The organism is Chelatococcus asaccharovorans (assembly GCF_003201475.1).
GTDB lineage: Bacteria > Pseudomonadota > Alphaproteobacteria > Rhizobiales > Beijerinckiaceae > Chelatococcus > Chelatococcus asaccharovorans.
The window spans coordinates 33,283-58,343 of record NZ_QJJK01000020.1 but is presented as its reverse complement, the minus strand read 5'-3'; the positions used below and the strand labels follow the sequence as shown (position 1 = coordinate 58,343).

Below are 25,061 nucleotides of genomic sequence, written 5' to 3'. Positions count from 1 at the left end.
TTATTATTATTTGAGATCTTAAGAACAGACCTTTGAGCAGCTTTTCGATAAACCCCGTTGATCGTTCAGGGGTTGATCGGCCCCGCGGAAGCATCCCCTTGATGCAACGCGCCGGACCCTTTTTCGACCCCTTTGAATCGCCTGCCCGCCGCCTGCGTCATCGTCGGCCTTGAGCGGGAACCCCGAGGGGAGGGTGCGAGCCGGAACAAGTCCGCTGAACTTCGGGTCACCGGACGGGCTCGAGGTCTTTGTTTCCATGCATTGTCATCACGCAACCGGCGCCCACTTCGCGCGCCCATCCCCCTGGACTGATCGCCATGGCTACGGAGCCCGTGGCCTGCGCACCGATAAATATTTTCACTATTCTAATTTGACTTAAAATGTATAACTATTCAAATCGAGAAGAGTTAAAAGGTAAATGTAAGAAAAAGGCGGATTCTTTGCTTGAAGAATCTCTGTAAAATTGATTAATGCCGCCATCTGACGATTTTAAGTATGGCGGGGGCGCAATGGGCACCATTTTTCGTTTTCTCACCAGTGCCAGTGTGCTGGCGGTTCTTCTTGCGACAGCAGGCGCGAGCGCGCAGGAGACACAACGCACGCCGCGCGATGCTGCGCGACGTCAGCCGGTTCAGGAGGGCAACGCCGCTCCGGTCAATGCATCCCCGGAGACTGCGGCGGGCGAAACCATTGTCCCGCCGGGTACCATCGAACTCGATGCCATTTCCATTACGGCCACGCGCCAGCCGACCAATGTCCTCGACGTGCCGGGCACGGTGACGGTCACGACCCGGCAGCAGCTCGACCAGACCATGACGCGCGACAACATGGATCTCGCGCGTTACCAGCCCGGCATTACTGTCGATCGCCAGACATCCGGCACGGATCCGTTCGGCAATCTCGGCGGCTTCACGATTCGCGGTGTTGGCGGCAATCGCGTGCAGATGCAGGTCGATGGCACGCGCATCCAGGAGCGCATCACCGACGGCAACCGCAGCTTCGTCGACTTTCCCGGCCTGAAGGCCGTCGAGATCGTGCGCGGCCCAGGGTCCGTGCTCTGGGGCGCGGACGCCCTTGGCGGTATCGTCGCCTATCGCACGCTTGATCCGGATGATCTCCTGAAAGGCAAGGACAAGCCTTACGCGGGCCGCATCCAGGCGACCTACGACAGTTTCAACAAGTCGTTCTCGAAGACCGCGATGGCGGCGTTCCAGCTGACGCCGACCCTGCAGGGCCTCATCCTCGTCAACCAGAACACCTACAACGAGGGCAAGCTCAGCAAGGCGCGCGCGGATGGCGGCCTCTGGGGCTGCCCGCGCGTGCCGATGGCCATTCGCTGCGACACCCTCAATCCGCTCGACGGCACGACCTGGAACATGCTGACAAAGCTGGTGTTCCGCCCGTCGTCCGATCACGAGTTCAAGCTGACCGGCGAGCTCTATGACAGCTCGAACAACATCCGGCAGATGTATGATTACGGTTTGCAGTCGACGGGGGCCTTCAACGGGTTATATCCCCGCAACCAGGATCAGACCCGCAAGCGCGTGTCCTTGTCGCACGACTGGAATGTCGGGGTAAATTTCCTCGATAATCTACACTGGCAATTGTCCTATTCGCCGCAAAGCCGCGATGTTCACAGCGAGCGTCTTCAGACTTTGGCGTCAAAGCAAAATCAGGTGACAGTGGATAATCTCGGATATTCCGAGGAGTTCTGGCAGGCTGATATACAGCTGACGTCGAAGTTCAATCTCGGCTCCAGCCGACATACGCTGACTTATGGCTTCCAAGGTGACTATACGCGCGCGGAATACTATCGCGACAGCCTCGTCAAGAATCTGACGACCGGGCGGTCGACCTATACGCGCAGCGCCAGCTTTTCGAATGCCGACACGACCCGCGCCGATTTCTATCTGCAGGATGAGATCAGCCTGCTCGATGGGCGCCTGTTGATCACGCCGGGCGTGCGCTGGGCGAATTACGCAATCGATCCCAAGACGAACGCCTATTATATCGAGACGGATGGCATCACGCCAAGTAAGTCTGAATCCAGCAAGCTTATCCCGCAGATCGGTGCGATCTTCAAGCTCACGGACCACTATTCCGTTTATGCGCGCTATGCGGAAGGCTTCAAGATGCCGACCGCGCAGCAGCTTTATACGTCATCGCCGGGCGTCTCCTTCAATCTCATTCCGAACCCCAACCTGCAGCCGGAAAGCGTCCAGTCCTACGAGGGCGGCTTCCGCGGCCAATTCAATCGTGCGTGGTTCTCGATCGGCGGCTTCTATGCCGACTACAAGGACTTCATCCAGAATTTCTACAATCCGCCGGGCACGAACGACTACACCTATCGTAACCTGTCGGCTGTGAAGATCTGGGGTATCGAAGCCTTCGGCGAATGGCAGTTCCACGACAACTGGGCCGTGAATGCGTCCGCCTCCTATCAGCATGGGGATCAGCGCTATCAGGCGGGCGATCCGATGGTGCCCTATGATGGCGCGACGCCGTTCAATGGAACGGTGGGGTTGAAGTGGATGCGACCGGACTGGGGATTGCAGGCGGAAGTCATCAGTACCTTCGGTCAGGGCGTAACCCGCGCGAGTTCCACCGATCTCTTCCGTCCGTCCAGCTACATGGTGTTCGACAGCTACGTGAACTGGAAGCCGACCGAGATGATCACGCTGCGCGCGGGTGTTCTCAACATCTTCGACCAGCGTTACTTCAAGGGACCGCTGCCTTATACCTTCGCGCGCACGAGCACGACGGCGCAGGCGATCACCAATCCCCTCGAGTTGCAGACCGCGCCGGGCCGTACCTTCAAGCTCAGCGCCCAGGTCGATTTCTGATTGAAAGATGGATGCCTGATATGACGACGATCGATACGCTAAGCCGCGCGTCCCTTGGCAGCGATGCTGTCGCCGTGCTGCGCCGCCTGCCCGAGATGGGCAGCGTCATGCTCACAACCCGGCATGGCGGTGCCACGCACGAGCGCATCGGCCCTGTCGAGGCCGTTTCCATCGCGGGCGATACGGTCATTTGTCGCGGCGCCGCGCATGACGCGCGCATTGCTGTCGCAGAGATCGCCTCCGTGGTGGTCGACCGTTCGGGACGCATGCAGGAGATGGTCCTGCCGCGGCTCGACTTTCAGGATGCCGGCGGCGCGGTGCTGTTCAGCATCATCGGTATGGCGGGCCTGGAGCCCTTCGACCGCGGCCTCGCACCGCTCGGCAGCGGGGTAGCTCTGCCGGAGGCTGAGAAGCCGGCCCGCGAGCCGGCAACCCTCGAGGAGGGCGATCCCGGCACGCTCGCCTTCGAGGCCGCGCGCGCGGGCGGGGAGCCGATCTCGATCACCCTCACGCGTCCCGGCGTCGTGCAAAACTGGCAGGGCATCGTGGCGGCCGTGAAGCCCGGCATGGGCTTCATCAACGTCATGCAGCCGGATTTCCACCTCCACCTGCGCGGCGGGTCGGTCGCCGGCTGGCGCCGTCGCAACGAGGGCGACGCGGTCGCGCTGGACGCGGAGAATGCCGCGGGCGAGCTGATCGGTCTCAGCGTTCGCGGGCCGGCAGCCGTCTTTTCACGATTCTGAACATCGGGCTCAAGGCGATGACGAACTCCGAGGTGCATGTCGTTCCCCATCCCCGGGGGACATGGCTCGATCCCGAAAGCGGGCAGCTCACGGACCAGCGGCAACTGTTGCAGAAGGCGGCCTTCCGGCGCGCGGTGCTGCTCGGCGAGACGCATGATGTCGCGGAGATTCATCGCTGGCAGCTCCATGTCCTCGCCTTCCTGCACATGCTCAACGCCGGCCTGGCGGTCGGGTTCGAGATGTTTCCACGCCGCCTTCAGCCTGTGCTCGACGCCTGGGTCGATGGCGAGATGGATACCGAGACCTTCCTGGTCCGGTCGGAATGGTATGATGTGTGGGGTTTCGATCCCGCGCTCTACCTGCCGATCTTCCATTTCTGCCGCCAGCAAAAGGTGCCGATGCTGGCCTTGAACTGTTATCGTCCCCTCGTGACGCGGGTCGGCAAGGAAGGCTGGGAGGCAATCCCGGAGGATGAGCGCGACGGGTTGACGCCCTCCGCGCCGGCGACAGCGGCTTACCGGCAGCATCTGTTCAACCTGGTGGGGGGCGGCCGCGCGGGCGGTCCGAACGGCATGGCGCAAAGCGCCGACGATCCCGCCTTCGACCGTTTCGTCCGCGCCCAGCAGACCTGGGACCGCGCCTTCGCCTGCAATATCGCGCGAGCGCTCGCGGAGCGGCCGATCGCGCTTGTCGTCGGGATCATCGGCCGGGGGCATCTGGAATATGGGCATGGCACACCCTACCAGTTGCGGGACCTCGATATCAGCGATGTATCGGTCCTGTTGCCGAGCGAGGCAGACACACAGGACCTTGGTGCGGTTGCCGGCATAGCCGATGCGATCTTTCGTCTGGACCGGCCCGAGCCGCCGAATTCCTGGCGGGCCAAACGACCAACACCCGCGACGGCTCCTGCAGAGGGCTCCCGATCGTGATCCGCCTCATCCGCGAGATGGCGTGGCTGGTCAGCCTCGCCGTCAAGGGACCGGGCGGCAAGGTTGGGCTTGCCGTCTTTGTCGGCGTGTTCCTGCTGAATATCGTCTCGATCCAGATCAACCTAAAGCTGATCGCCTGGAACGCATCCTTCTATGACGCGCTCCAGAAGCTCGATGCGGGCGCGGCCGTTCGCCAGGTGGGCGCCTTCTTCGTGATCATCGGCGCGAGCGCGAGCGTATTTCTCATCGCCAGCTATCTCCGCAAGATCGTTCAGATCCGGTGGCGGCGGGCTTTGACGTCGGCGTCGCTCGACCGGTGGCTGGCGCATAAGAACTACTGGCATCTTGCAAACGACGGAAAAATCGACAATCCCGACCAGCGTATCGCCGACGATTGCCGTATCTTCGTGGAGAAATTCACCCAGGAAGGTCTTGATGTCGCCGGCAACATCATTGCCCTCTTTTCCTATGTGACCTTGCTCTGGACGCTGAGCACCTTTCCGCTCGCCTTCACGATCGCCGGTACGTTCGTGGAAATTCCGCGCTATATGGTGTGGGCCGCGCCGATCTATGTCGCCATCGGCAGTCTGATGACCCATGTCCTGGGGCGTCCGCTCAAGCGGCTGAGTTTCGAGCAACAGAAGCGGGAGGCTGATTTTCGCTTCTCGCTTGTGCGCATGCGTGAAGCTTCTGACGAAGTGGCCCTGGCCGGCGGTGAGGCTGCGGAGAGGCGGCAGTTCGAGGGCCGTTTCGGCCGGATCATCGACAACTGGCGGCGCCTTATCGGGCGCGAGTTTGTCCTGGGCCTTTTCACGCGCCCCTATATGGCGACCGTGCTGCGCATTCCGCTTTTCCTCGCGCTGCCGGCCTTTCTGGCGGGGAAGCTGACGCTCGGCGGCCTGATGCAGATCGCCAATGCGTTCTCCAATGTGGTGACGACCCTGTCCTGGTTCATTTTTTCCTATAGGGATCTAGCGGAACTCGCCGCGACGACTTCGCGCCTCAGCCATTTCCTGCGAGCGGCGGACGCGCAGGGAGGCCACCGCTCAGCCTTCGAGCACGTGCGCACGGCGGGTGACAGCGTGACGCTGCGCGAGGTCATCGTGCGGGACCCGGAGGGGCGCGTGCTCGTCCACCTGCCGGATCTCCATATCACGCGCGGCGAATGCATCTGGCTCAGTGGTGTCTCGGGTGTGGGGAAGTCGACGCTTCTCAAGGCGATCGCTGGGCTCTGGCCGCATGGCGAGGGCCGCATCGCCACGCCGCTCGATGCGCCGTTCTTCCTGTCGCAGAGGCCGTATCTGCCGTTCGGGGACCTCGCGGCGGCCGCCGTCTATCCCAACGATCCGCGGGAGTTTCCGCCGGGATGGATCGAGAACGTGCTGGCCAAGGTCGGCTTCAAGGTCGGCCTGGCGCATCGGCTCGGCTCGCCACCCTTTGCCTCGGAGACCGAGCACAGGGACAAGCCGCTTGGCCTCTCAGGCGGGGAGATGCAGCGCCTGATGATCGCGCGCCTGCTTGCCATGCGCCCGAACTGGGCCTTTCTCGACGAACCAACGAGCGCCCTGGATGCGCAGGCCGAACGCGAGCTGTTTCTTCTTCTGCGCGAGATGTTGCCGCTGACGACTTTCGTCGTCGTGGCGCATCGCGAGCCGGCAGGGCTCGGCCCCCTCAGGCGCGTCGATCTCGCGTCTGATCGCCAGCCATCCGGCAGCCTTTCAACGGCGCGACCGCAGGAGCCAGCCGTCGGCCTGAAGACGGCCTGAACGCGGACTTAAAGCATATCCGGTGAATTCCGGTTCACCTGATATTCTTTAAGTCATTGTTTCTACGCATTGTCTTCACGCGAACCGGTGTCCACTTCGCTCGAAAATGCGCTATCCCGCCGTTTCCGTCTGCAGGGCGAGCGGCACGCTGGCGATCTCCTCCGAGCCGACGGCCACGTCCACGCGCGGCGCAAGCGGCACGGCGTGGTCGTCGAGCTGATCTGCGGTCAAGGCTGCGCTCTCGCGCAGCATCATGACGCAACCGGCGCTGATGATCGCAACGGCGACGACATAGCCTTGCACGGCTGTGATGCCACCGATGGCGTTAAGCTGGACGGCGACCATGGGAGCGATGCCGCCGCCGAGGATGGATCCAAGCTGCTGGCCGACGCCCGCGCCGGTGTAGCGGACGCGGGTATCGAACTGTTCCAGCATGAATGCGCCGAGCGGGCCATAGGCGGAGGTCATGAATGTACCAATCGCGATGGCGGTGATGAAGGCGGCGGGGGTGCCAAGGTCGATGAGCCAGAACATCGGCCAGATCCAGAGCATCCAGCCGAAATAGAACGGCAGGATCACGCGCTTGCGGCCGATGCTGTCGGAGAGCCATGAGAACACGACGACGCCGACGGCGAGGGTGAGCCCACCCACGATTTGCGCCACCAGAGCAATATGCGTTGTATTGCCGAGGGTGGACAGGCTCCTCGCATAGGCGATCGTATAGGTTGTTACGATAAAGAAGACAGTATTGTTCAGTATATAGGCGCCGGCCACCAGGAAAAGTGGCCGCTTATATCGACGGAAAACGACGGCTAGGGGCAGCTGCTCGACGCGTCCTTCCTTCTGCGCCTTCTCGAAAACAGGCGTTTCACGCAACGTCCGGCGGATGACGTATCCGACAATGATCAGCACCAGGCTCAGCAGGAAGGGAATGCGCCAACCCCAGTCGGCGAACTGTTCGGCGTCCATCATTCCGCGCACGCCGAGGAACACACCGTTCGCCAGAAGCAGGCCCGCCGGGCTGCCGAACTGGGTCCAGCTCACATAGAGACCGCGCCGCTTGGGCGGCGCATATTCGCCGGTCATCAGCGCGGCTCCGCCCCATTCGCCGCCAATTCCCAGTCCCTGAATGAAGCGTAGCAACACGAGTCCCACCGGTGCGGCGACACCTATACTCGCATAGTTGGGCAGGAGGCCGACTGCGAATGTGCCGGCGGCCATCAACATCAATGAAATGACCAGTGCCTTCTTTCGTCCCACCCGGTCACCATAATGTCCGAAGAGGGCTGCGCCGATCGGCCGTGCAATGAAGCCGACCCCGAAGGTCGCGAAGGCTGCAAGCATCGCCGATGTTTCAGACATGTCCGGGAAAAACTGGGGACCGAGAACAAGTGCTGCCGCTATTCCATAAATGTAGAAATCGTACCACTCGATGGCGGTCCCGATGAGACTGGCTAGAACCACATGGATTGGTCTGGATTGAGCAGCTTGGGTCATAGCCATCTGTCCCTCGTTTACATGTTCGAACGCATTTCCCGGTCGAAGCAAGGCGCCGGTACCCGCATTATGCTTCGGGGATCATATTGCGGGGCGCAGCTGCTGCAGGACCGTTGCCAGGCAAGATCGCGAAGTAACGGCACGGTCATTGTGCGCCGCGGCGCCCGTTGCCGCGATCCAGTACGTGTCATACGGGAGTGTCGCGTCGCATCCTGCGCTGCCTGCCGTGCAGTCATTGGCTTATGAACAGTTCTCGCAAGAAATGGATATGGAGGATGGCGGGCGTATATTGATCTTAAAAAGAGCTATTTTCGTCTTATTTTTGAAAATGGATATTGTTACGTGATATATTAATACCGCAGATCGCGCGTGAATACGCGCATGCGTCGGGGCGTCCGGCCGAACGCGCGAGCCTGGTCGGGGAGGGCTTCTTGTGTGACGACGGCTGCTGCGCCATGAGACGTCGCGCGTTGTATTGCGTGGGCGCAAGGTCTCTTAAGCATGGATGCAAGGTCCTGGAGCGTTTCAGGCCTTTACTTCAAGCCGATCGACATTACCTGCTTTGCTCAATGGACTGGGAAACCCGGGACTGGGAAACCCGGGACTCGGAAACGCGGGACTCGGAAACGCGGGACTCGGAAACACGCCTTGGCTTTGGCCGTCCGGAGCTGATGCGGCAAGCGGAACGATTGGCAGGGAACTATGGCAGCGCATCTGGAACTCGGACTTGATACCTTTGGCGACGTGACGCGCCGTGCGGATGGCTCGCTGCTGGCGCAGGCCGAGGTCATCCGCAATCTCGTCGACGAGGCGGTGCTTGCGGACCAGCTGGGCATCGACTTCATCGGCGTCGGCGAACATCATCGGGCCGATTTTGCGATATCGGCGCCGGAGGTGGTGCTCGCGGCCATCGCCGCCCGCACCAGCCATATCAGGCTCGGCTCCGCCGTCACGGTCCTGAGCTCGGACGATCCCGTCCGTGTGTTCCAGCGCTTCGCGACGGTCGACGCGCTGTCGAAGGGGCGGGCCGAGGTCATCCTCGGTCGTGGCTCGTTCACGGAATCCTTCCCGTTGTTCGGCTATGAACTGAAGGACTACGAGCGACTGTTCGAGGAGAAGCTCGATCTCTTCGTGGCGCTCCTGAAGCAGGACGCCGTGACCTGGCAGGGCACCACGCGTGCCCCGCTCACGAATCAGCGTGTCTACCCTGAGGTCGAGCAGGGGCCGCTCAAGACCTGGATCGGCGTCGGCGGCAGCCCCGAATCAGTGGTGCGCGCCGCGCGCTATGGCCTACCGCTGATGCTCGCCATCATCGGCGGGGATCCCAAGCGGTTCCGCCCCTATGTCGACCTTTACGGGCGGGCCTGCCAGCAGCTGCAACAGCCGCTGCCGCCCATCGGCGTGCATTCGCCCGGTTATGTGGCGGATACCGACAGCCAGGCGCAGGAGGAGCTGTTCCCCGACTACAAGCGGATGCGCGATCAGATCGGGGCGGAACGCGGATGGCCGCCCATGGGCGAGGATGAGTTCAGGCAGGAGGTGGAGCGTGGCTCGCTTTACGTGGGCTCCCCTGAGACGGTCGCGCGGAAGATCGCGGCAACCGCGAAGGCGCTCGACATCGCCCGTTTCGACATGAAGTACAGTGCGGGGCCCCTGCCGCATGACAAGCTCATGCGGAGCATCGAGCTCTACGGCAGCAAGGTTGTTCCCATGGTGCGCGACATGCTCGCGTGATGCGGGCAGGCTGCCTCTTGCGACCCCCGCCGCGCATCGTTAGATCTGGACATATCCGGTCATGCGGCCGGATTGGCTGGATCAGCGGCGGAGGCCGGCGCGATGCGTCGGAAGTCGTCTGGAGGATGATGTCTCGCGAATGCGTGCACTGCTGCGCTTCATCGGCTTTGTCATCTTGACCGGCGGCTTCGTCGCTTTCGTCATCGATGGCGCGCGGGGCATTGCCAACAGCGAGTTCGCCTCCACGCCCCTCGCCAACACGCTGCAGGCCGCTTTGCCATCCCTGTTTCCGCAATTCCTGCCGTGGATGGGCACGCATCTTCCTGAGGCGGTCCAGCGCGCTGTCGTCGACAACGTATTGACCTTGCCGACCTCAGCCGTTGGGGCCATCCTGGGTGTTCTGCTGTTGTGGCTCGGCCGGCGGCCAGCGGATCCGTTTCTGTTCAAACCCTTGCGATGAGGGCTCATGGGACCTCGCCCGGCATGGCGAGCATTCCCACATGTCGGGCATGAGGAGAAGCATCATGGGATTGTTTCGTCAATCATCGACCCTGCCCGGTGCCAATGAGGCGCTGCCGGGCCGGCCCGAGCCCATTGAGACGGCCCAGACGCATTTTGTGAACGGCCATTTCCTGGCGGGTCCCTATCCCGAGGGCAGCAAGCAGGTGCTGTTCGGGATGGGCTGTTTCTGGGGGGCCGAGCGAAAGTTCTGGAGCCTGCCCGGCGTCTATGTCACGGCCGTCGGCTACGCGGGTGGCGTCACGCCCAACCCGACCTACGAGGAGGTCTGCACAGGCTTGACCGGGCATACGGAAGTCGTCCAGGTCGTCTATGAGAAGGGCGTCGACCTCGCCAGCCTGCTGCGCGTGTTCTGGGAGAACCATGATCCAACCCAGGGCATGCGGCAGGGCAACGACATCGGCACCCAGTACCGTTCGGCGGTCTATGTGACCGGTGAGGCCGAGCTCGCGCTTGTCGAGGCGACACGGCGGACTTTTGGTGAGGCACTGCGGCTCGCCGGCTATCCGCCGATCACGACGGAGGTCGCCGAGCGCCCGCCGTTCTATTTCGCTGAAGCCTACCACCAGCAGTATCTGGCCAAGAACCCGGCCGGCTACTGCGGCCTTGGCGGGACGGGCGTCAGCTGCGCCATCGGAACCGGTGTCGCGGCCTAGGACACGTCAGGGCGTCGCGGATTTGCGCCGTTTCGCAGTCCGCGCGCAGATCTAATATCTTGTTCAATAACTTGGGTAGAATCGGCTGATTCAGCCCAAGACGGATTGGCTCCGGCGTCACGTGGATTACATAGTTCGGGCCGAAAGCAGGGTCCGGGTGGCTGGTTACGAAATTTCAGGGGGCGCCACTCCATGTGGCGGCCCCTTTTATGATGGAGACGTCATGATCGAGAGAGCGCTGGAGCGTTTTCTGTTTGCAAGCCGCTGGCTGCTTGCGCCCTTCTATGTCGCCCTTGTCCTGGGGCTCGTCGGCCTCCTGATCAAGACGATGCTGGAGCTCCTTCATTTCCTGCCCATGGTGTTCTCCAGCAAGGAATCCGACATCATTCTCGGCATCCTCAGTCTGGTGGACCTGACCTTCACCGGCTCGCTCGTCGTGATCGTGATCTTTTCCGGCTACGAGAATTTCGTGTCGAAGATCGATGCGAACGAGCATAAGGACTGGCCGGAATGGATGGGGAAGATCGACTTCTCCGGCCTGAAGCTCAAGCTGATGTCGTCGATCGTCGCCATCTCGGCCATCCAGCTCCTGAAGGCCTTCATGAATGTGGGCAATGTCAGCGACCGCGAGCTGATGTGGCTGGTCGGCATCCACGTCGTTTTCGTCGGCTCCGGCATCATTCTCGCGCTGACCGACCGGATCGCTGCCGAGAAGCACTGAGTGAACTCACATGTGCGCCGCCGATCCCTCCCCTGAGGGGAGGGATCAAGGCCGGCGTCCAAACGATCCAAGACAGCGGGAACCAGGACGCGGGGACGACACAGGCACAAGTGCGGACCTTCAGTTCTTCGCCGCCGCTGCCGCGCTGTCGATCACGGCGCGGCATTGCGCCGGCAGGTCGGCGACCATCAGGGGTGGTGCGGGCTTGTGGGGCTTCGGCCGGCGCGCTTCGGCGCTGAACCACCAGTCGAGCTCCGCCCCGCAGCCGTCGTTCGTCGGTGGCGGTGCCTGCCGGCGGCAGGCGGTCTCGCCCGCCGGGCAGGCGAGGCGGATGTGGAAATGATAGTTGTGACCGGGCGCAGGCCGGATCTTCGAAAGCCAGCGGCGGTCCGAACCTGCATCCCGGCAGAGCGCGCGCTTGATGGCGGGGTTGACGAGGACCCGTTCCACCTGCCGGAAGGAGGCGGCCGTCTTCAGGAGGGCCATGTGGCTCGCCGTCCAGCGCGACGGATCAATATCGTTCCAGTCGCTTCTCACCATATTGATGGCTGATACCTCTTCGCGATCGCTTGCGCTGAGACGTCCTGCCGGCATGGCGGTCAGCCAGATGTCCGCATCGAGGCCTATCTGGTGGGAGGCATGGCCTGTCAGCATCGGCCCGCCGCGTGGCTGGCCCATGTCGCCGACAAGGATGCCCGGCCAGCCGGTGGTCGATGGCACCTTGGCGGCGAAGTTCTGCAGAAACTCAACGAGAGCGGGGTGGCCCCAATTGCGATTACGCGACAGACGCATGACCTGCCAGGTCGACCCGTCGGGCGGCAGCATGACGCCGCCGGCGAGGCAGCCGAGAGAATAGAAGCCGAAGACGGCGGCCTGTCCGGCCGACGGCAGCGGAATGGTGCCGAAGCGCCGCTGGGCCGCATCTGCAGGAAGCTTGGCCAACGCAGCCTTCCGGCGGGCAGCCTCCTGGGCCGCATTCTCCTGCGCCCGAGCAGGATGGCCACCCATGAGCGAGGTCAGCACGATGAGAAGGCCGGCGAGCGCCAGCGGTTTGAACGCGCGACCTGCGCCTTGGCTCCCCTTTGGCTGAAACGGCGTCGTCGTCATTCGCAAGCACTCCTTCCGCAGCCGATTCCCAGGGCGAAACGACGGTGGCCGTACCGAATCATCCTCCTGCGCCGACCGCCGTCATCAGTGGTGGTCGCTCGGCAATTGACTGATAATTATGCCTTTTTTTCGATTGCAAGGCGTGGGCTTTTCTGCAGGCCGCCTGCATTCTATGACGATCAGCCACGATCCTTGCAATTCCTCCGGGCAACCTATGCGCTTTCCCGGCTTTCACCACAGTCATTGTCCATCCTGAGCCATTCGTGTGAGCACATTATGAGCTGGTCGCCCCAACAAGATGATGCCTTGAAGGAAGTCGCCGCATGGCTGAAGCGTCGCGATTCCCAGGTCTTCCGGCTGTTCGGCTATGCCGGCACGGGGAAGACGACGCTGGCGCGCCATATTGCGGAGGGCATCGACGGAGACGTCGCCTTCGGCGCCTTCACCGGCAAGGCCGCCTCGGTGCTGCGGTCCAAGGGCTGCGAGGGGGCGACCACCATCCACAGCCTGATCTACCGCTCGCGCGGCTCGAAGGAGGAGGGGCCGTCCTTCGTCATCAACCGGCAGAGCTCGGCCGCCGATGCCGCGCTCATCATCATCGACGAATGCTCCATGGTCGATGAGGAGCTGGGGCGCGATCTCCTCTCCTTCGGCGTTCCCGTGCTCGTCCTGGGCGATCCCGCGCAGCTGCCGCCAGTCAAGGGCGGTGGGTTCTTCACGGAGGCCGAGCCGGACATGATGCTGACCGAGGTGCACCGCCAAGCGCGCGACAATCCGATCATCCACATGTCGATGGTCGTGCGCGAAGGCGGCAGCTTGTCCCACGGCCAGTTCGGCGAGAGCCGGGTGATCTCCCGCCGCGACATCGATGCGCCGGCCGTGATGCGTGCCGATCAGGTGCTGCTCGGCATGAACAAGACGCGCCGGATGTATAACGCGCGCATGCGCTCGCTCCTCGGCTTCCGGGATGCGATGCCGGCCGCCGGCGAGAAGCTCGTCTGCCTCAAGAACAACAAGACCAAGGGGCTGTTCAACGGCGGCACCTGGCTCATCAAGCAGCTCAAGGGCGAGGCGAAGGGCCTCGTCAAGATGGACGTGACGCCGGACGACGAGACGGTGCGGCGCACCACCGAGGTCAGCGTGCCCCGTGCCTTCTTCGAGGGCGAGGAGGAGAGCGTGCCCTTCGCCATCCGCCGCAACGCCGACGAGTTCACCTATGGCTACGCGCTCACGGTGCACAAGGCGCAGGGCTCGCAGTGGGACGACGTGGTGCTTTTCGACGAGGCCTTCGCCTTCCGCGAGCACGCCAGCCGCTGGCTCTATACGGGCCTGACCCGGGCCGCCGAGCGCATTACGATCGTTTCCTAGACTTGTTCAATGTTGCGGCCGGCCATTGCGCAGCCGCTATGAGAGTAATCCGTATAGATCGCACCACGGATTGGTTTCATTTAAATCTATGCGCTGACCCCGCATGGTTTTCCCACATCTTCACGCTATGGTGATGCCATAGCGTCGGAGGTTCTATCATCTGATCTTGAAATTTCAGCGCCCCATCGCCGTTATGCTTGCCGTATCTCTTTCACGGACGAGCGCGCAAGGAGGCGCATTCATGGCGGTTGACCAGATTTCGCGAACGAATCCATCCCGGACGAGAGCCGGCGGGCTTGTCATGCCGGCCCTTGGGGGGCTGTGGGCCGCTCTGGCGGTTCCGGCGGATGTGATTTTGCGGATCGTCACGGGCATCGCGCTGGTGGCCCACGGCTGGGGCAAGGTTCTTGATCCTTTCGGGGCGGTGGCGATGGTCGAGCGCATCGGCTTCGTCCCGGGTGCCTTGTGGTCACCGCTGCTCTCGTTCAGCGAGTTCGGTACGGGCGTCCTGCTGATCCTTGGATTTCTCACGCGGCCGGCGGCGATCGTGGCCCTCATCATCCTCCTGGTGACGATCTACTTCCATTGGGTCGTCCTGGGGCAGGGCTATATGGGCTCGGAAAAATCGATCCTGTGGTCGGCGATGCTGCTCAGCATCATCGCGCGCGGCGGCGGCGCACTCTCAGTCGACCGTGCCATCGGACGCCAGCTCTGACCTCACGCGTATCGCGCGAAACGACGATGGCCGGGCAGTGCCCGGCCATTGTTTAGATGTCGGCATAATGTGGCGTTCAGCCGCCGATGTTGTAGGCCGCAAGCGCCGCCATATTGACGATGTCGCTGTCCTTGGCGCCCAGCGGCACGATCTGCACGGCCTTGTCGAGACCGACGATCAACGGGCCGAGCACGGTCGATCCGCCAAGCTCCTGCAGCATCTTGGTCGAGATCGATGCCGAGTGGAACGCCGGCATCACCAGCACATTGGCGGGGCCGGTGAGGCGGCAGAACGGGTAGACCGACATCAGGTCGCGGTTCAGCGCGACGTCCGCCGCCATTTCGCCGTCGTATTCGAAATCGACACGGCGTTTGTCGAGGAGACGCACGGCCTCCTGCACCCGCGCCGAGCGCTCGCCCTTGGGATGGCCGAAGGTGGAGAAGGCCAGCAGCGCGACGCGCGGGTCGTAGCCCAGGCGCCTTGCGACGCCGGCGGCCTCGACGGCGATATCGGCGAGTTCCTGCGCGTTCGGCATCTCGGTGATGGCGGTGTCGGCCACCAGGACGGTGCGGCCGCGCGCCAGCGCGATCGACACGCCGATGACGCGATGTCCCGGCTTCACGTCAACGACGCGGCGCACGTCCTCCAGGGCGATGGAGTAGTTGCGGGTGACGCCGGTCACCATGGCGTCGGCATCGCCCATGGCGACCATGGCCGCCCCGAAATGGTTGCGGTCCTGGTTCACCAGGCGCTGGCAATCGCGGAACAGGTAGCCCTCGCGCTGCAGCCGCTCGTAGAGGAACTGCGCGTAGACCGCGTTGCGATGGGAGAGCCGCGCGTTGTGGATCTCGATGCCGTTGCGGCCGCTGAGATCGATGCCGGCGAGCGAGGCGGTCTCCCGCACGCGGTCCTCGCGGCCGACCAGAATGGCGGTGCCGAGGCCCTGATTGACGAAAGAAGCGGCAGCGCGGATGACCTGCTCCTCCTCGCCCTCGGCGAAGACGACGCGTTTCGGCGAACGGCGCACCCGCTCGAACACGCGGTTGAGCGTCCCTGCCACGGGATCACGCCGTGCGGACAGCTGCGCCTTGTAGACGTGCATGTCGGTGATCGGCCGGCGGGCGACGCCGGTGTCCATCGCCGCCTGCGCGACGGCCGGCGGGATGACGTGGATGAGGCGCGGATCGAACGGCACGGGAATGATGTAGTCACGGCCGAAGCGCGGACGCGCGCCCTGATAGGCGGCTGCCACCTCGTCCGGCACGTCCTCGCGGGCCAGCGCCGCCAGCGCTTCGGCTGCGGCGATCTTCATCTCCATATTGATGGTGGTTGCGTGCACATCGAGCGCGCCCCGGAAGATATAGGGAAAACCGAGGACGTTGTTGACCTGGTTCACATAGTCCGAACGGCCGGTGGCCATGATGGCATCATCGCGGACCGACGAGACTTCTTCCGGCGTGATCTCCGGGTCGGGATTGGCCATTGCGAAGATGATCGGGTTCGGCGCCATGCTCGCGATCATGTCCATGGTCAGGGCGCCCTTGGCGGATAGCCCGAAGACCGCATCCGCCCCGCGCAGGGCGTCCGCCAGCGTGCGGTCAGAGGTTTCTGCCGCGTGGGCGGATTTCCACTGGTTCATCCCCTCGGTACGCCCGCGGTAGATGACGCCCTTGGTGTCGCAGAGAATGACGTTGTTGGGCGCAAAGCCCATGGCCTTCAGAAGCTCGATGCAGGCGATGCCGGCAGAGCCAGCGCCATTGACGACGAGCTTGGTGTTGCTGACGTCGCGATCGGTGAGGTGCAGCGCGTTCAGGAGACCGGCTGCGGCGATGATGGCGGTGCCGTGCTGATCATCGTGGAAGACCGGGATGTCCATCAGCTCGCGGAGTTTTTCCTCGATGATGAAACATTCCGGGGCCTTGATGTCTTCAAGATTGATGCCGCCGAAGGATGGCCCGAGATACCGCACGCAGTTGATGAAGGTCTCGGCGTCCTCCGTATCGACCTCGAGGTCGATGGAATCGACATCGGCGAACCGTTTGAACAGGACGGCCTTGCCTTCCATGACGGGCTTCGAGGCGAGCGCGCCGAGATTGCCGAGGCCGAGGATGGCGGTGCCGTTCGAGATGACGGCCACCAGGTTGCCGCGCGTCGTATAGTCAAAGGCAAGGCTCGGGTTCTCGGCGATGGCCCGCACGGGTACCGCGACGCCGGGCGAATAGGCGAGCGACAGATCGCGCTGGGTCGCCATGGGCTTCGTGGCGACGACTTCAAGCTTGCCGGGACGGCCTTGGGAGTGGAACTGCAGGGCTTCCTGATCGGTAAATGTCGGACGCGCCGTTCGCTTTTTGTCGTTCATGTGGATTGTTCAGACCTCCCGTTCGATGTTCTTCCCGGCTGGAGCGCGACCTTACGCAGGTGGCGTTGCGCGCTCAAGGCGCGTTCTCCACTGTTTCCTTCAAAAGTGTCATGCCAGGGCGATGAAAGCCGATCGCGGCTTTGCTACGGTCCGGCCATGAATGGGCCATTCGCATATCAAGCAAAGCCGGATGAAGCGAGCAAGCCGGTCGCCGCGGCGGCAGACGCGCGCGTGACACCGATGATGGCTCAATATACCGAGATCAAGCTCGCGCATCCCAATTGCCTCCTGTTCTACAGGATGGGCGATTTCTATGAGCTGTTCTTCGAGGATGCGGAAATCGCATCGCGGACGCTCGGCATCGTGCTGACCAAGCGCGGCAAGCACCTCGGCGAAGACATCCCGATGTGCGGTGTGCCGGTGGAGAAGGCGGAAGACTATCTCCAGCGCCTGATTGCCGCAGGCCACCGCGTGGCTGTCTGCGAGCAGACCGAGGATCCGGCGGAGGCCAAGAAGCGCGGGGCTAAGTCGGTGGTGGCGCGCGGCGTGGTGCGCCTGGTGACGCCGGGCACCATCACGGAGGAGAGCCTTCTCGATCCCGCGCGCGCCAATCTGCTCGTCGCCGTCGCCCGCCGCCGCGTCGGCGATCAGGCCTTCGTCTACGGGCTCGCCGCCATCGATATCTCGACCGGCCGCTTCACCGTGGCCGAAGTGGAGGCGGGGCAGCTTGCGGCCGAGCTTGCGCGCCTCGATCCGCGCGAGCTCCTGGTGCCGGACGCGCTCCTCGACGATCCCGAGCTCGCGTCATTGTGGCGCGAGATCCGCACATCCATCACGCCGATGGCCCGTGACGGGCTCGATGCGGCGTCCGCCGACCGCCGGCTGAAGGACTATTTCGGTGTCGCCAGCCTCGATGCCTTCGGGGCTTTTACGCGGACGGAGGTGGCAGCGGCCGCGCTCGTCCTCGGCTACGTCGACCGCACCCAGCTCGGCTCGCGCCCGCCGCTCTCGCCCCCCACGCGGGAGGCCGTGGGGGGCACGCTTCTCATCGATGCCGCGACGCGCGCCAATCTCGAACTCACACGCACCCTGTCCGGCGAGCGCGGCGGCAGCCTTCTGGCCGCCGTCGACCGCACGCTGACATCAGCCGGTGGACGGCTTCTCGCGGAGCGGCTGGCCGGGCCGTCGACGGATCTTGCCGTCATTCGCGCGCGTCACGACGCCGTGTCCTATCTCGTGACGCGCGCTTTCCTGCGCGAGGGGCTGCGCAGCCGGCTGCGCGCGGCGCCGGATATGGCGCGGGCGCTGTCGCGCCTCACGCTCGGTCGCGGCGGGCCGCGCGACCTCGCCGCGCTGCGCGACGGGCTCAGCGTGGCCGGCGTCATTGCCGAACTCCTGGCGGAAAAGGACGGCGAGGAAGGTGGCGGTCTGCCGGCTGCGGCCGACCGGCCTGAGGAACTTGCCCGTGCCGCCAAGGCCCTGGCCGGTCTCGCGCCCGAACTGGCCCATGATCTCCAGGGGGCGCTGGCCGACGATCTGCCGCTCCTGAAGCGGGACGGCGGCTTCGTGCGCGCCGGGCATCTGCCGGCCCTCGACGAGGCGCGGCTGTTGCAGGCCGATTCCCGCCGCTTCATCGCCGCGCTCCAGGCGCGGTATGTCGGCGAAACGGGCTGCCGGACGCTGAAGGTCAAGCACAACAACGTGCTCGGCTATTTCGTCGAGGTGCCGCAAGCGGCGGGTGAGGACTTTCTCAAGCCGCCCTTGAATGAACTCTTCGTGCACCGCCAGACCATGGCCGGCACCATGCGTTTCTCCACGGTGGAGCTTGGTGAGCTGGAGGCCAAGATCGCCTCGGCCTCCGACCGGGCGGTGCGCCTGGAACTGGCGGTTTTCGACGAATTGGTCGGGTCGGTGGTCGCGCATGCCGAGCCGATCAAACGCGCGGCGGATGCGCTCGGGCTGATCGACGTGACCGCCGGCCTCGCGGATCTTGCCGCCGATCTCGGCTGGTGCCGGCCGGAGGTCGACGACAGTCTCGCCTTCCGGATCGAGGGGGGCCGCCATCCCGTCGTCGAGGCGGCATTGAAGGCGAGCGGCGGCACGTTCGTCGCCAATGATTGCGACCTCTCCGCGCCGGGCGGCGGGGTCGGCGCGGTCACCCTGATCACCGGGCCCAACATGGCCGGTAAATCGACCTATCTGCGCCAGAACGCGCTGATCGTCGTGCTGGCGCAGATGGGCGCCTTCGTGCCTGCGCGGGCAGCGCGCATCGGCATCGTCGACCGCCTGTTCTCGCGCGTCGGTGCCGCCGATGACCTGGCGCGGGGCCGTTCGACCTTCATGGTGGAGATGATCGAGACGGCCGCCATCCTCAATCAGGCGGGGCCGCGCTCCCTGGTTATCCTCGATGAGATCGGCCGTGGCACGGCGACCTTCGACGGACTGTCGATCGCCTGGGCGGCCGTCGAACATCTGGAGGCGGTCAACCGCAGCCGCGCCCTCTTCGCGACCCACTATCACGAGTTGACCGCGCTCGCCGATCGCCTCGCCCATGTCAGCAACGCCACCATGCGTGTCACGGACTGGCATGGCGACGTCGTCTTCCTGCATGAGGTGGTGCCGGGGGCGGCCGATCGCAGCTACGGCATCCAGGTGGCGAAGCTCGCCGGCCTGCCTGCTCCGGTGATCGCAAGGGCGCGCGAGGTGCTCGACCAGCTTGAGAAGACCGAGCGGGAGACGCCCGTGGCGGCGCTCATCGACGACTTGCCGCTCTTCGCCGCCACGCTGAAGGAGGTGGCGCCCCCCAAAGCCTCCGCCGTGGCCGGTCCGGATCGACTGCGTGAGGCCCTTGCGGGGATCGAGCCGGATGAGATGACACCGCGTGAGGCTCTGGAGGCGCTCTATCGGCTGAAAAAGGCGGCCGCGGACGGAGCCTGATTGTGTGACATCCGCCCGTCACCATCCTTGATGCTGGCTTCACTCCTGCATAGGATCGGCTGAAGGACGTCGGGGGACGTCCGTGCTGCCACGGGGGAGCGTGGAATGGTGACGCGGGTCGCGACTGTCGCGCTCGAGGGGATTGATGCGCGCGCGGTCGATGTGCAGGTGCAGATCGCACCGGGGACCGTCGGCTTTACGATCGTCGGATTGCCGGACAAGGCGGTCGCGGAATCCCGCGAGCGCGTGCGCTCCGCCCTGATTGCGTCAGGGCTGGCCTTGCCCGCCAAGCGCATCACCGTCAATCTGGCTCCGGCCGATCTCCCCAAGGAAGGCTCGCACTACGATCTGCCCATCGCGCTCGGCATCATGGCCGCGATCGGTGCGATCCCGGATGATGCCCTGTCGAGTTTCACCGTCCTTGGGGAACTGGCGCTCGACGGCACGATCACGGCGGTATCCGGGGTCCTGCCGGCGGCCATTGGCGCCTACGGCCGTGGGCAAGGGTTGATCTGCCCGGCGGCCTGCGGTGCCGAAGCCGCCTGGGCGAGCCGCGATGGTGAGATCATCGCGCCGCTCTCGCTCATCCAGCTCGCCAATCATTTCAAGGGTACACAGGTTCTGTCGCGCCCGCAGCCGGCGGTGGCGCAGCCGTCGGGCCCTCTGCCGGACCTGCGCGAGATCAAGGGACAGGAGACGGCCAAGCGGGCGCTCGAAATCGCTGCGGCGGGCGGCCACAACATGTTGATGAGCGGCCCGCCGGGGGCCGGCAAGTCGATGCTGGCGCAGCGCCTGCCGTCGATCCTGCCGCCGCTCGGTCCGCGCGAATTGCTCGACGTTTCCATGATCCATTCGGTCGCAGGTCTTCTGGCCGGGGGCACCTTGACCGATCGGCGCCCGTTCCGTGCCCCGCACCATTCGGCCTCCATGGCCGCACTCGTCGGTGGGGGGCTCCATGCGCGGCCTGGCGAGGTCTCGCTGGCGCATCAGGGCGTGCTTTTCCTGGATGAGCTGCCGGAATTCCAGCCACAGGTGCTCGACAGCCTGCGGCAGCCGCTGGAAGCCGGGGAAGTCCTGATTTCTCGGGCCAATCACCGCGTCGTCTATCCCGCCCGCTTCCAGCTCATCGCGGCCATGAATCCCTGCCGCTGCGGGCGTGCGACCGAGCCCGGCTATGCCTGCCGACGCCAGCCCAACGAGCGTTGCATGGCGCAGTACCAGGCACGGCTCTCCGGCCCATTCCTCGATCGCATCGATCTTGTCGTCGAAATGCCGGCGGTGACAGCGGCCGACCTGATCCGGCCGCCGGCCGCGGAAGGCTCCGCGGAGGTCGCGCGGCGTGTGGCCGCAGCCCGACGGCGTCAGGAGGAGCGCTACCGGGCCCTGGGGCTCGATGGAATCACGACGAATGCGGCCTGCCCGGCCGCCGTTCTCGACGACATCGCCCGGCCGGACAAGGCCGGACTCACGCTGCTGCGGCAGGCGGCCGATGCCATGAAACTGACCGCGCGTGGCTATCACCGCGTTTTGAAACTGGCGTTAACACTTGCTGATCTCGACGGCGTCTCTCATTTGAGGCATGTTCATCTCGCGGAGGCACTATCGTACCGCTCAGTCCTTGATCGCGTCCCGGCCGCTGCATGACACATTTGATTGATAAGCTTAATTGCGTGTTCAGCAATTACGACAATGCATTATCAATGTCCCGCGGCAATACTCTGCCGAATTCCCTTTGGAATACGGCAACGGCATGACGACTGACGCGTTCAACATGATCTGGCTCAGCCCGTGGCTCGGGGGAGCGATAGTTGTGGTAGCGGCCACGTTGATAGCGCTGGCTTATCATGCTCGCCGCGTTATGGCCCGCCGCCTGGCCGTTGCCGAAGCCGAGATCATCGCGCTCGTCGGCCGCAACCAGGCCCTTCTTGCGTCCGAGGCGCGCTATCGAAGCCTTGCCGAGGTGAGGAGCGAATTCATTCTCCGCTATGACGGCGATCGCCGGATCACATACGCCAATGAAGCCTTTGCGAAGCTCATGGGCTACGAGCGTGAGGACCTCAAGGGCGCGCCACTGAGCATGGTGATAAAGGAGATTGCGCCGTCCGGTCACGGCGCAGCGCGGAGCGAGCGAATCGAGGCGGAGCTCGAGACGGCGCAGGGCATGCGTTGGATTGCCTGGGATGAGACAGCCATAGAAACCTCGCGCGGCCCCGAATGGCAGTTGATCGGCCGGGACGAGACCGATCGCTTGATCTCCGAGCGGGCGCTTGAGGAGGGACGGCGCAAGGCCGAGGCTGCCAATGTCGCCAAATCCCGCTTCCTGGCCACTGTCAGCCATGAGGTGAGAACGCCGTTGAATGGCATCCTCGGCATGGCCGATCTCCTCGGCGAGACCCAACTCGATCCCGAACAGGCCACCTATGTCCGCGCCATCCGCACGTCCGGGGACGTGCTGCTGTCGCTCATCGACGAGATTCTCGATTTTTCCAAGATCGAGGCGGGGAAGATGGAGCTGACACGGGCGCCGTTCAACCTGCGTGCTCTCGTCGAGAGCGTGGTGGAGCTTCTGGCGCCGCGCGCCCAGGGCAAGGATGTCGAAATTGCCGCCTATATCGCGGAGGACGTTCCGGTCCGCATCATGGGGGATGCCGATCGCCTGCGGCAGGTTCTCATGAATCTCGCCGGCAATGCGGTGAAATTCACGGACAGGGGCGGCGTCGGTATCCGCGCCGAGCTCGCTGGGGAGGGGCGGCTTCGCATCAGCGTGCTCGATACGGGCACGGGCATTCCGGCGTCTCGGCTGCAGGACATTTTCGGCGAGTTCGAGCAGGTGGACGAGCCGTCAGGGCGGCGTCAGGGGGGCACGGGGCTTGGCCTTGCCATCAGCCGCCGCATCGCCGAGGGGATGAATGGCACCATTTCCGTCGAGAGCGTGCTCGGCAAGGGTTCGACCTTCTCGGTCGATCTTCCTCTCGAGGCTGCACCGGAGACCGACCCTGCTGATGCAATCGAGCGGCCTGACTTGGCGGGGCAGCGCATTCTGATTGCTGCGGACTCGCCTTTTGAGGCTCCGTTCCTGGCTGCGCAGCTCACGGCTGCGGGCGGGTCCCTGACGGTCCTTGGGGCTGAGGAGCAGGCGATATCCGCGATGGCGGAGGGGGTCGACATCGCGATCATCGACTATGCCCTTGGGGACGAGCGGGCGCGCCGGCTGGCCGCCGCCGCCCGGAAGGCAGGCGCATGGCGTACGATCATTCTGCTCTCGCCCTTCGAACGGCGGGATATCGGCCTGCCATCGGCGGCCGGCTTCGACGTCTTCCTGATCAAGCCCGTGCGTTCGCGTTCGCTCTTTCAGCAGATCGACGGATGGGTTTCCGGCGAACCCGTTCAGCATCAGAACGCCCTTGCGGCGGAGCGCATGGTGGCGGGCTTGCAGACAACAGGCCAGACCGCCCGTGTCCTCCTCGCCGAGGACAATGAGATCAACGCACTTCTTACCCTGAAGGCGCTTGAACATTTTGGCGCCAAGGTCGACTGGGCGCGTGACGGCCGCCGTGCCCTTGGATTTGCCAAGGGGATGCTGGCGGGCCGCATGCCGGCTTACGATCTCGCCCTGCTCGACGTGCGCATGCCGGAGATGGATGGGCTCGAGGTGGTCCGGCAGATCCGTGCTTTGGAGGTGGGGGGCGACAGCGAGAAGCGCCTTCCGATCGTGATGCTGACGGCCAATGCCTTCACGGAGGATCGGCAGGCGGCGCTCAGTGCCGGCGCGGATGGCTTTCTCGCCAAGCCGCTGGACCGCGCGAAGCTGAAGGCATGGTTGCCGGCGCGGCAGCAGCGTGAGGTCATGTGATCACGCGCGTTGGATGCGCATGGGCTGATGTGCGTTGACGCACAGCCTCGTGAGGAAAGCCCCCGCCTACCGCCCGCCGGCTTGGATCCGGCTTGAGCTGAAGGCTGCGAATCCTGGCGTCAATTCAACGAAAAAATCTCAAGGAATCTTTGCGCGGCCGGCAGCGGAACGCGCCTCTGCAAGGCTGTGGCCGGGACGGCGCCCACGGCCGACATGTCATTGTCACAACAGTGTAGAAAGCATAGCATGCGTCGGCTTGGTGGGACTTAGATCGCCCGCGAATCGCCGGCGATGTCGGATGAAACCGAGGTTAATCAGAATGGTCCAGGGTCCCCTTCAATCGAAGAAGGCATGGGCAGACAAAGTACCTGCGGGGGCTTTGGGCGCCATAGCCGGCAAATTCCTGCCGTCAACCTGGACACCGTCCAACTGGACGCCTGGCAACTGGAGTGTCGGGCGCCTGCCATCCGCGTCATTGTCCAATCATGGCGAGCCCGTTCTCGGTCGCATGGGCTCCCTCGAGGTGAGGCTGGCGACGACCAAGAAAGAACTGAAACAGGCGCAACGCCTGCGTTACCGCGTCTTCTATGACGAGATGTCGGCTGTTCCCAATGCCGCCTCGATGATCGCGCGGCGTGACGTGGACGACTATGATGCCATCTGCGACCATCTGCTCGTGCTGGACCACGATGCGCCGCGCCGTCCCTTCCGCACGGCCGCTCCGCAGGTTGTCGGAACCTATCGCCTCCTGCGCCAGGAGGTTGCGGATCGCCATTTCGGTTTCTACACGGCCGGTGAGTTCGAGATCACCAAGCTGACCGAGAGCAATCCGCATCTGCGCTTCCTTGAGCTTGGCCGTTCCTGTGTTCTGAAGCCTTATCGCAACAAGCGCACCGTGGAATTGCTGTGGTATGGCATCTGGACCTATGTCCGCAATCACCGCATCGACGTCATGTTCGGATGTGCGAGCCTTGAGGGCACGGACCCGAAACGTCTCGCGATGCCGTTGAGCTTCCTGCATCACCACGCGTTGTCGCCGGAGCCCTGGCGCGTGCGGGCCCTGTCGGAGCGCTTCGTGACGATGGACAGGATGCCGGCCGCGGGCCTGGATACCAAAGCCGCGCTCCACAGCCTGCCGCCGCTGGTGAAGGGCTACCTTCGGCTTGGCGCGACGTTCGGGGAGGGGGCTGTCATCGACCGGCAGTTCGGGACGACGGACGTCCTCGTCATGCTGCCGGTCCCGACCATCAACCCTCGCTATATCGAGCATTTCGGCGCGACGGCCAACCGGCAGTCGGCCTGAGGCGAGCG

17 protein-coding genes are annotated in these 25,061 nt (G+C 64.1%); 14 read left to right on the top strand and 3 right to left on the bottom strand.

Going from position 1 to position 25,061, the window contains the following annotated elements:
* The first annotated feature begins 509 nt into the window (after nt 1-509).
* Genes C7450_RS31160 through C7450_RS31145 form a run of 4 tightly spaced genes read left to right on the top strand, consistent with a single transcriptional unit; the run spans nt 510 to nt 6,284 of the window.
* Nucleotides 510-2,843, top strand: coding sequence for a TonB-dependent hemoglobin/transferrin/lactoferrin family receptor (locus tag C7450_RS31160; RefSeq protein ID WP_170147540.1), 2,334 nt, complete (start codon nt 510-512; stop codon nt 2,841-2,843).
* Nucleotides 2,844-2,863: 20 nt separating this feature from the next.
* Nucleotides 2,864-3,586, top strand: a complete 723-nt coding sequence (locus C7450_RS31155; RefSeq protein WP_170147539.1) for a ChuX/HutX family heme-like substrate-binding protein — start codon at nt 2,864-2,866, stop codon at nt 3,584-3,586.
* Between the two features lie 17 nt (nt 3,587-3,603).
* A complete protein-coding gene (locus C7450_RS31150; RefSeq protein WP_110378385.1) occupies nt 3,604-4,518 on the top strand; it encodes a ChaN family lipoprotein in 915 nt (304 codons plus the stop codon).
* On the top strand, nt 4,515-6,284 hold the full coding sequence (locus tag C7450_RS31145; protein ID WP_210206591.1) for an ABC transporter ATP-binding protein/permease: 1,770 nt from the start codon (nt 4,515-4,517) through the stop codon (nt 6,282-6,284). The genes C7450_RS31150 and C7450_RS31145 overlap by 4 nt, the downstream gene beginning before the upstream one ends.
* Nucleotides 6,285-6,395: 111 nt before the next feature.
* Here the strand turns inward: C7450_RS31145 and C7450_RS31140 are convergent, their stop codons facing one another.
* Nucleotides 6,396-7,781 (bottom strand): MFS transporter, encoded by a 1,386-nt coding sequence (locus C7450_RS31140; protein ID WP_210206590.1) that lies wholly within the window; start codon nt 7,779-7,781, stop codon nt 6,396-6,398.
* 702 nt (nt 7,782-8,483) lie between these two features.
* Between C7450_RS31140 and C7450_RS31130 the strand changes: the two genes are divergently transcribed.
* The 4 genes from C7450_RS31130 to C7450_RS31115 all read left to right on the top strand — a co-directional run bounded on the left by C7450_RS31130 (nt 8,484) and on the right by C7450_RS31115 (nt 11,411).
* Nucleotides 8,484-9,515, top strand: coding sequence for an LLM class flavin-dependent oxidoreductase (locus C7450_RS31130; protein WP_110378382.1), 1,032 nt, complete (start codon nt 8,484-8,486; stop codon nt 9,513-9,515).
* 139 nt (nt 9,516-9,654) lie between these two features.
* Nucleotides 9,655-9,975 (top strand): hypothetical protein, encoded by a 321-nt coding sequence (locus tag C7450_RS31125; RefSeq protein WP_110378381.1) that lies wholly within the window; start codon nt 9,655-9,657, stop codon nt 9,973-9,975.
* 64 nt (nt 9,976-10,039) lie between these two features.
* Entirely contained in the window at nt 10,040-10,690 is a 651-nt protein-coding gene (msrA, locus tag C7450_RS31120) for a peptide-methionine (S)-S-oxide reductase MsrA (protein ID WP_110378380.1), read from the top strand.
* 223 nt (nt 10,691-10,913) lie between these two features.
* Nucleotides 10,914-11,411: a TIGR00645 family protein gene (locus C7450_RS31115; protein ID WP_110378379.1), complete on the top strand. Its 498-nt coding sequence runs from the start codon at nt 10,914-10,916 to the stop codon at nt 11,409-11,411.
* A gap of 120 nt (nt 11,412-11,531) precedes the next feature.
* Here C7450_RS31115 and mepA read toward each other — a convergent pair whose 3' ends face one another.
* Nucleotides 11,532-12,518: a penicillin-insensitive murein endopeptidase gene (gene mepA / locus C7450_RS31110; RefSeq protein WP_425351273.1), complete on the bottom strand. Its 987-nt coding sequence runs from the start codon at nt 12,516-12,518 to the stop codon at nt 11,532-11,534.
* A gap of 276 nt (nt 12,519-12,794) precedes the next feature.
* On the opposite strand from mepA, the gene C7450_RS31105 reads away from it, so the two are divergent.
* Nucleotides 12,795-13,886, top strand: a complete 1,092-nt coding sequence (locus tag C7450_RS31105) for an ATP-dependent DNA helicase (RefSeq protein WP_110378378.1) — start codon at nt 12,795-12,797, stop codon at nt 13,884-13,886.
* A 241-nt stretch (nt 13,887-14,127) separates the two neighbouring features.
* Nucleotides 14,128-14,601 carry a DoxX family protein gene (locus tag C7450_RS31100; protein WP_110378377.1) on the top strand — a complete coding sequence of 158 codons (474 nt, stop codon included), beginning with the start codon at nt 14,128-14,130 and terminating at the stop codon, nt 14,599-14,601.
* Between the two features lie 76 nt (nt 14,602-14,677).
* Here C7450_RS31100 and C7450_RS31095 read toward each other — a convergent pair whose 3' ends face one another.
* A complete protein-coding gene (locus C7450_RS31095; protein ID WP_110378376.1) occupies nt 14,678-16,960 on the bottom strand; it encodes an NADP-dependent malic enzyme in 2,283 nt (760 codons plus the stop codon).
* Nucleotides 16,961-17,203: 243 nt separating this feature from the next.
* Between C7450_RS31095 and mutS the strand changes: the two genes are divergently transcribed.
* The 4 genes from mutS to olsB all read left to right on the top strand — a co-directional run bounded on the left by mutS (nt 17,204) and on the right by olsB (nt 25,053).
* The gene (gene mutS, locus C7450_RS31090) at nt 17,204-19,897 is read left to right on the top strand and encodes a DNA mismatch repair protein MutS (protein ID WP_425351272.1); all 2,694 of its coding nucleotides are present in this window, start codon (nt 17,204-17,206) and stop codon (nt 19,895-19,897) included.
* Between the two features lie 105 nt (nt 19,898-20,002).
* Entirely contained in the window at nt 20,003-21,541 is a 1,539-nt protein-coding gene (locus C7450_RS31085; RefSeq protein ID WP_110378374.1) for a YifB family Mg chelatase-like AAA ATPase, read from the top strand.
* 106 nt (nt 21,542-21,647) lie between these two features.
* A complete protein-coding gene (locus C7450_RS31080) occupies nt 21,648-23,750 on the top strand; it encodes an ATP-binding protein (RefSeq protein WP_245450273.1) in 2,103 nt (700 codons plus the stop codon).
* Between the two features lie 319 nt (nt 23,751-24,069).
* Nucleotides 24,070-25,053: a l-ornithine N(alpha)-acyltransferase gene (gene olsB, locus C7450_RS31075; RefSeq protein ID WP_110378373.1), complete on the top strand. Its 984-nt coding sequence runs from the start codon at nt 24,070-24,072 to the stop codon at nt 25,051-25,053.
* Nucleotides 25,054-25,061: the final 8 nt, after the last annotated feature.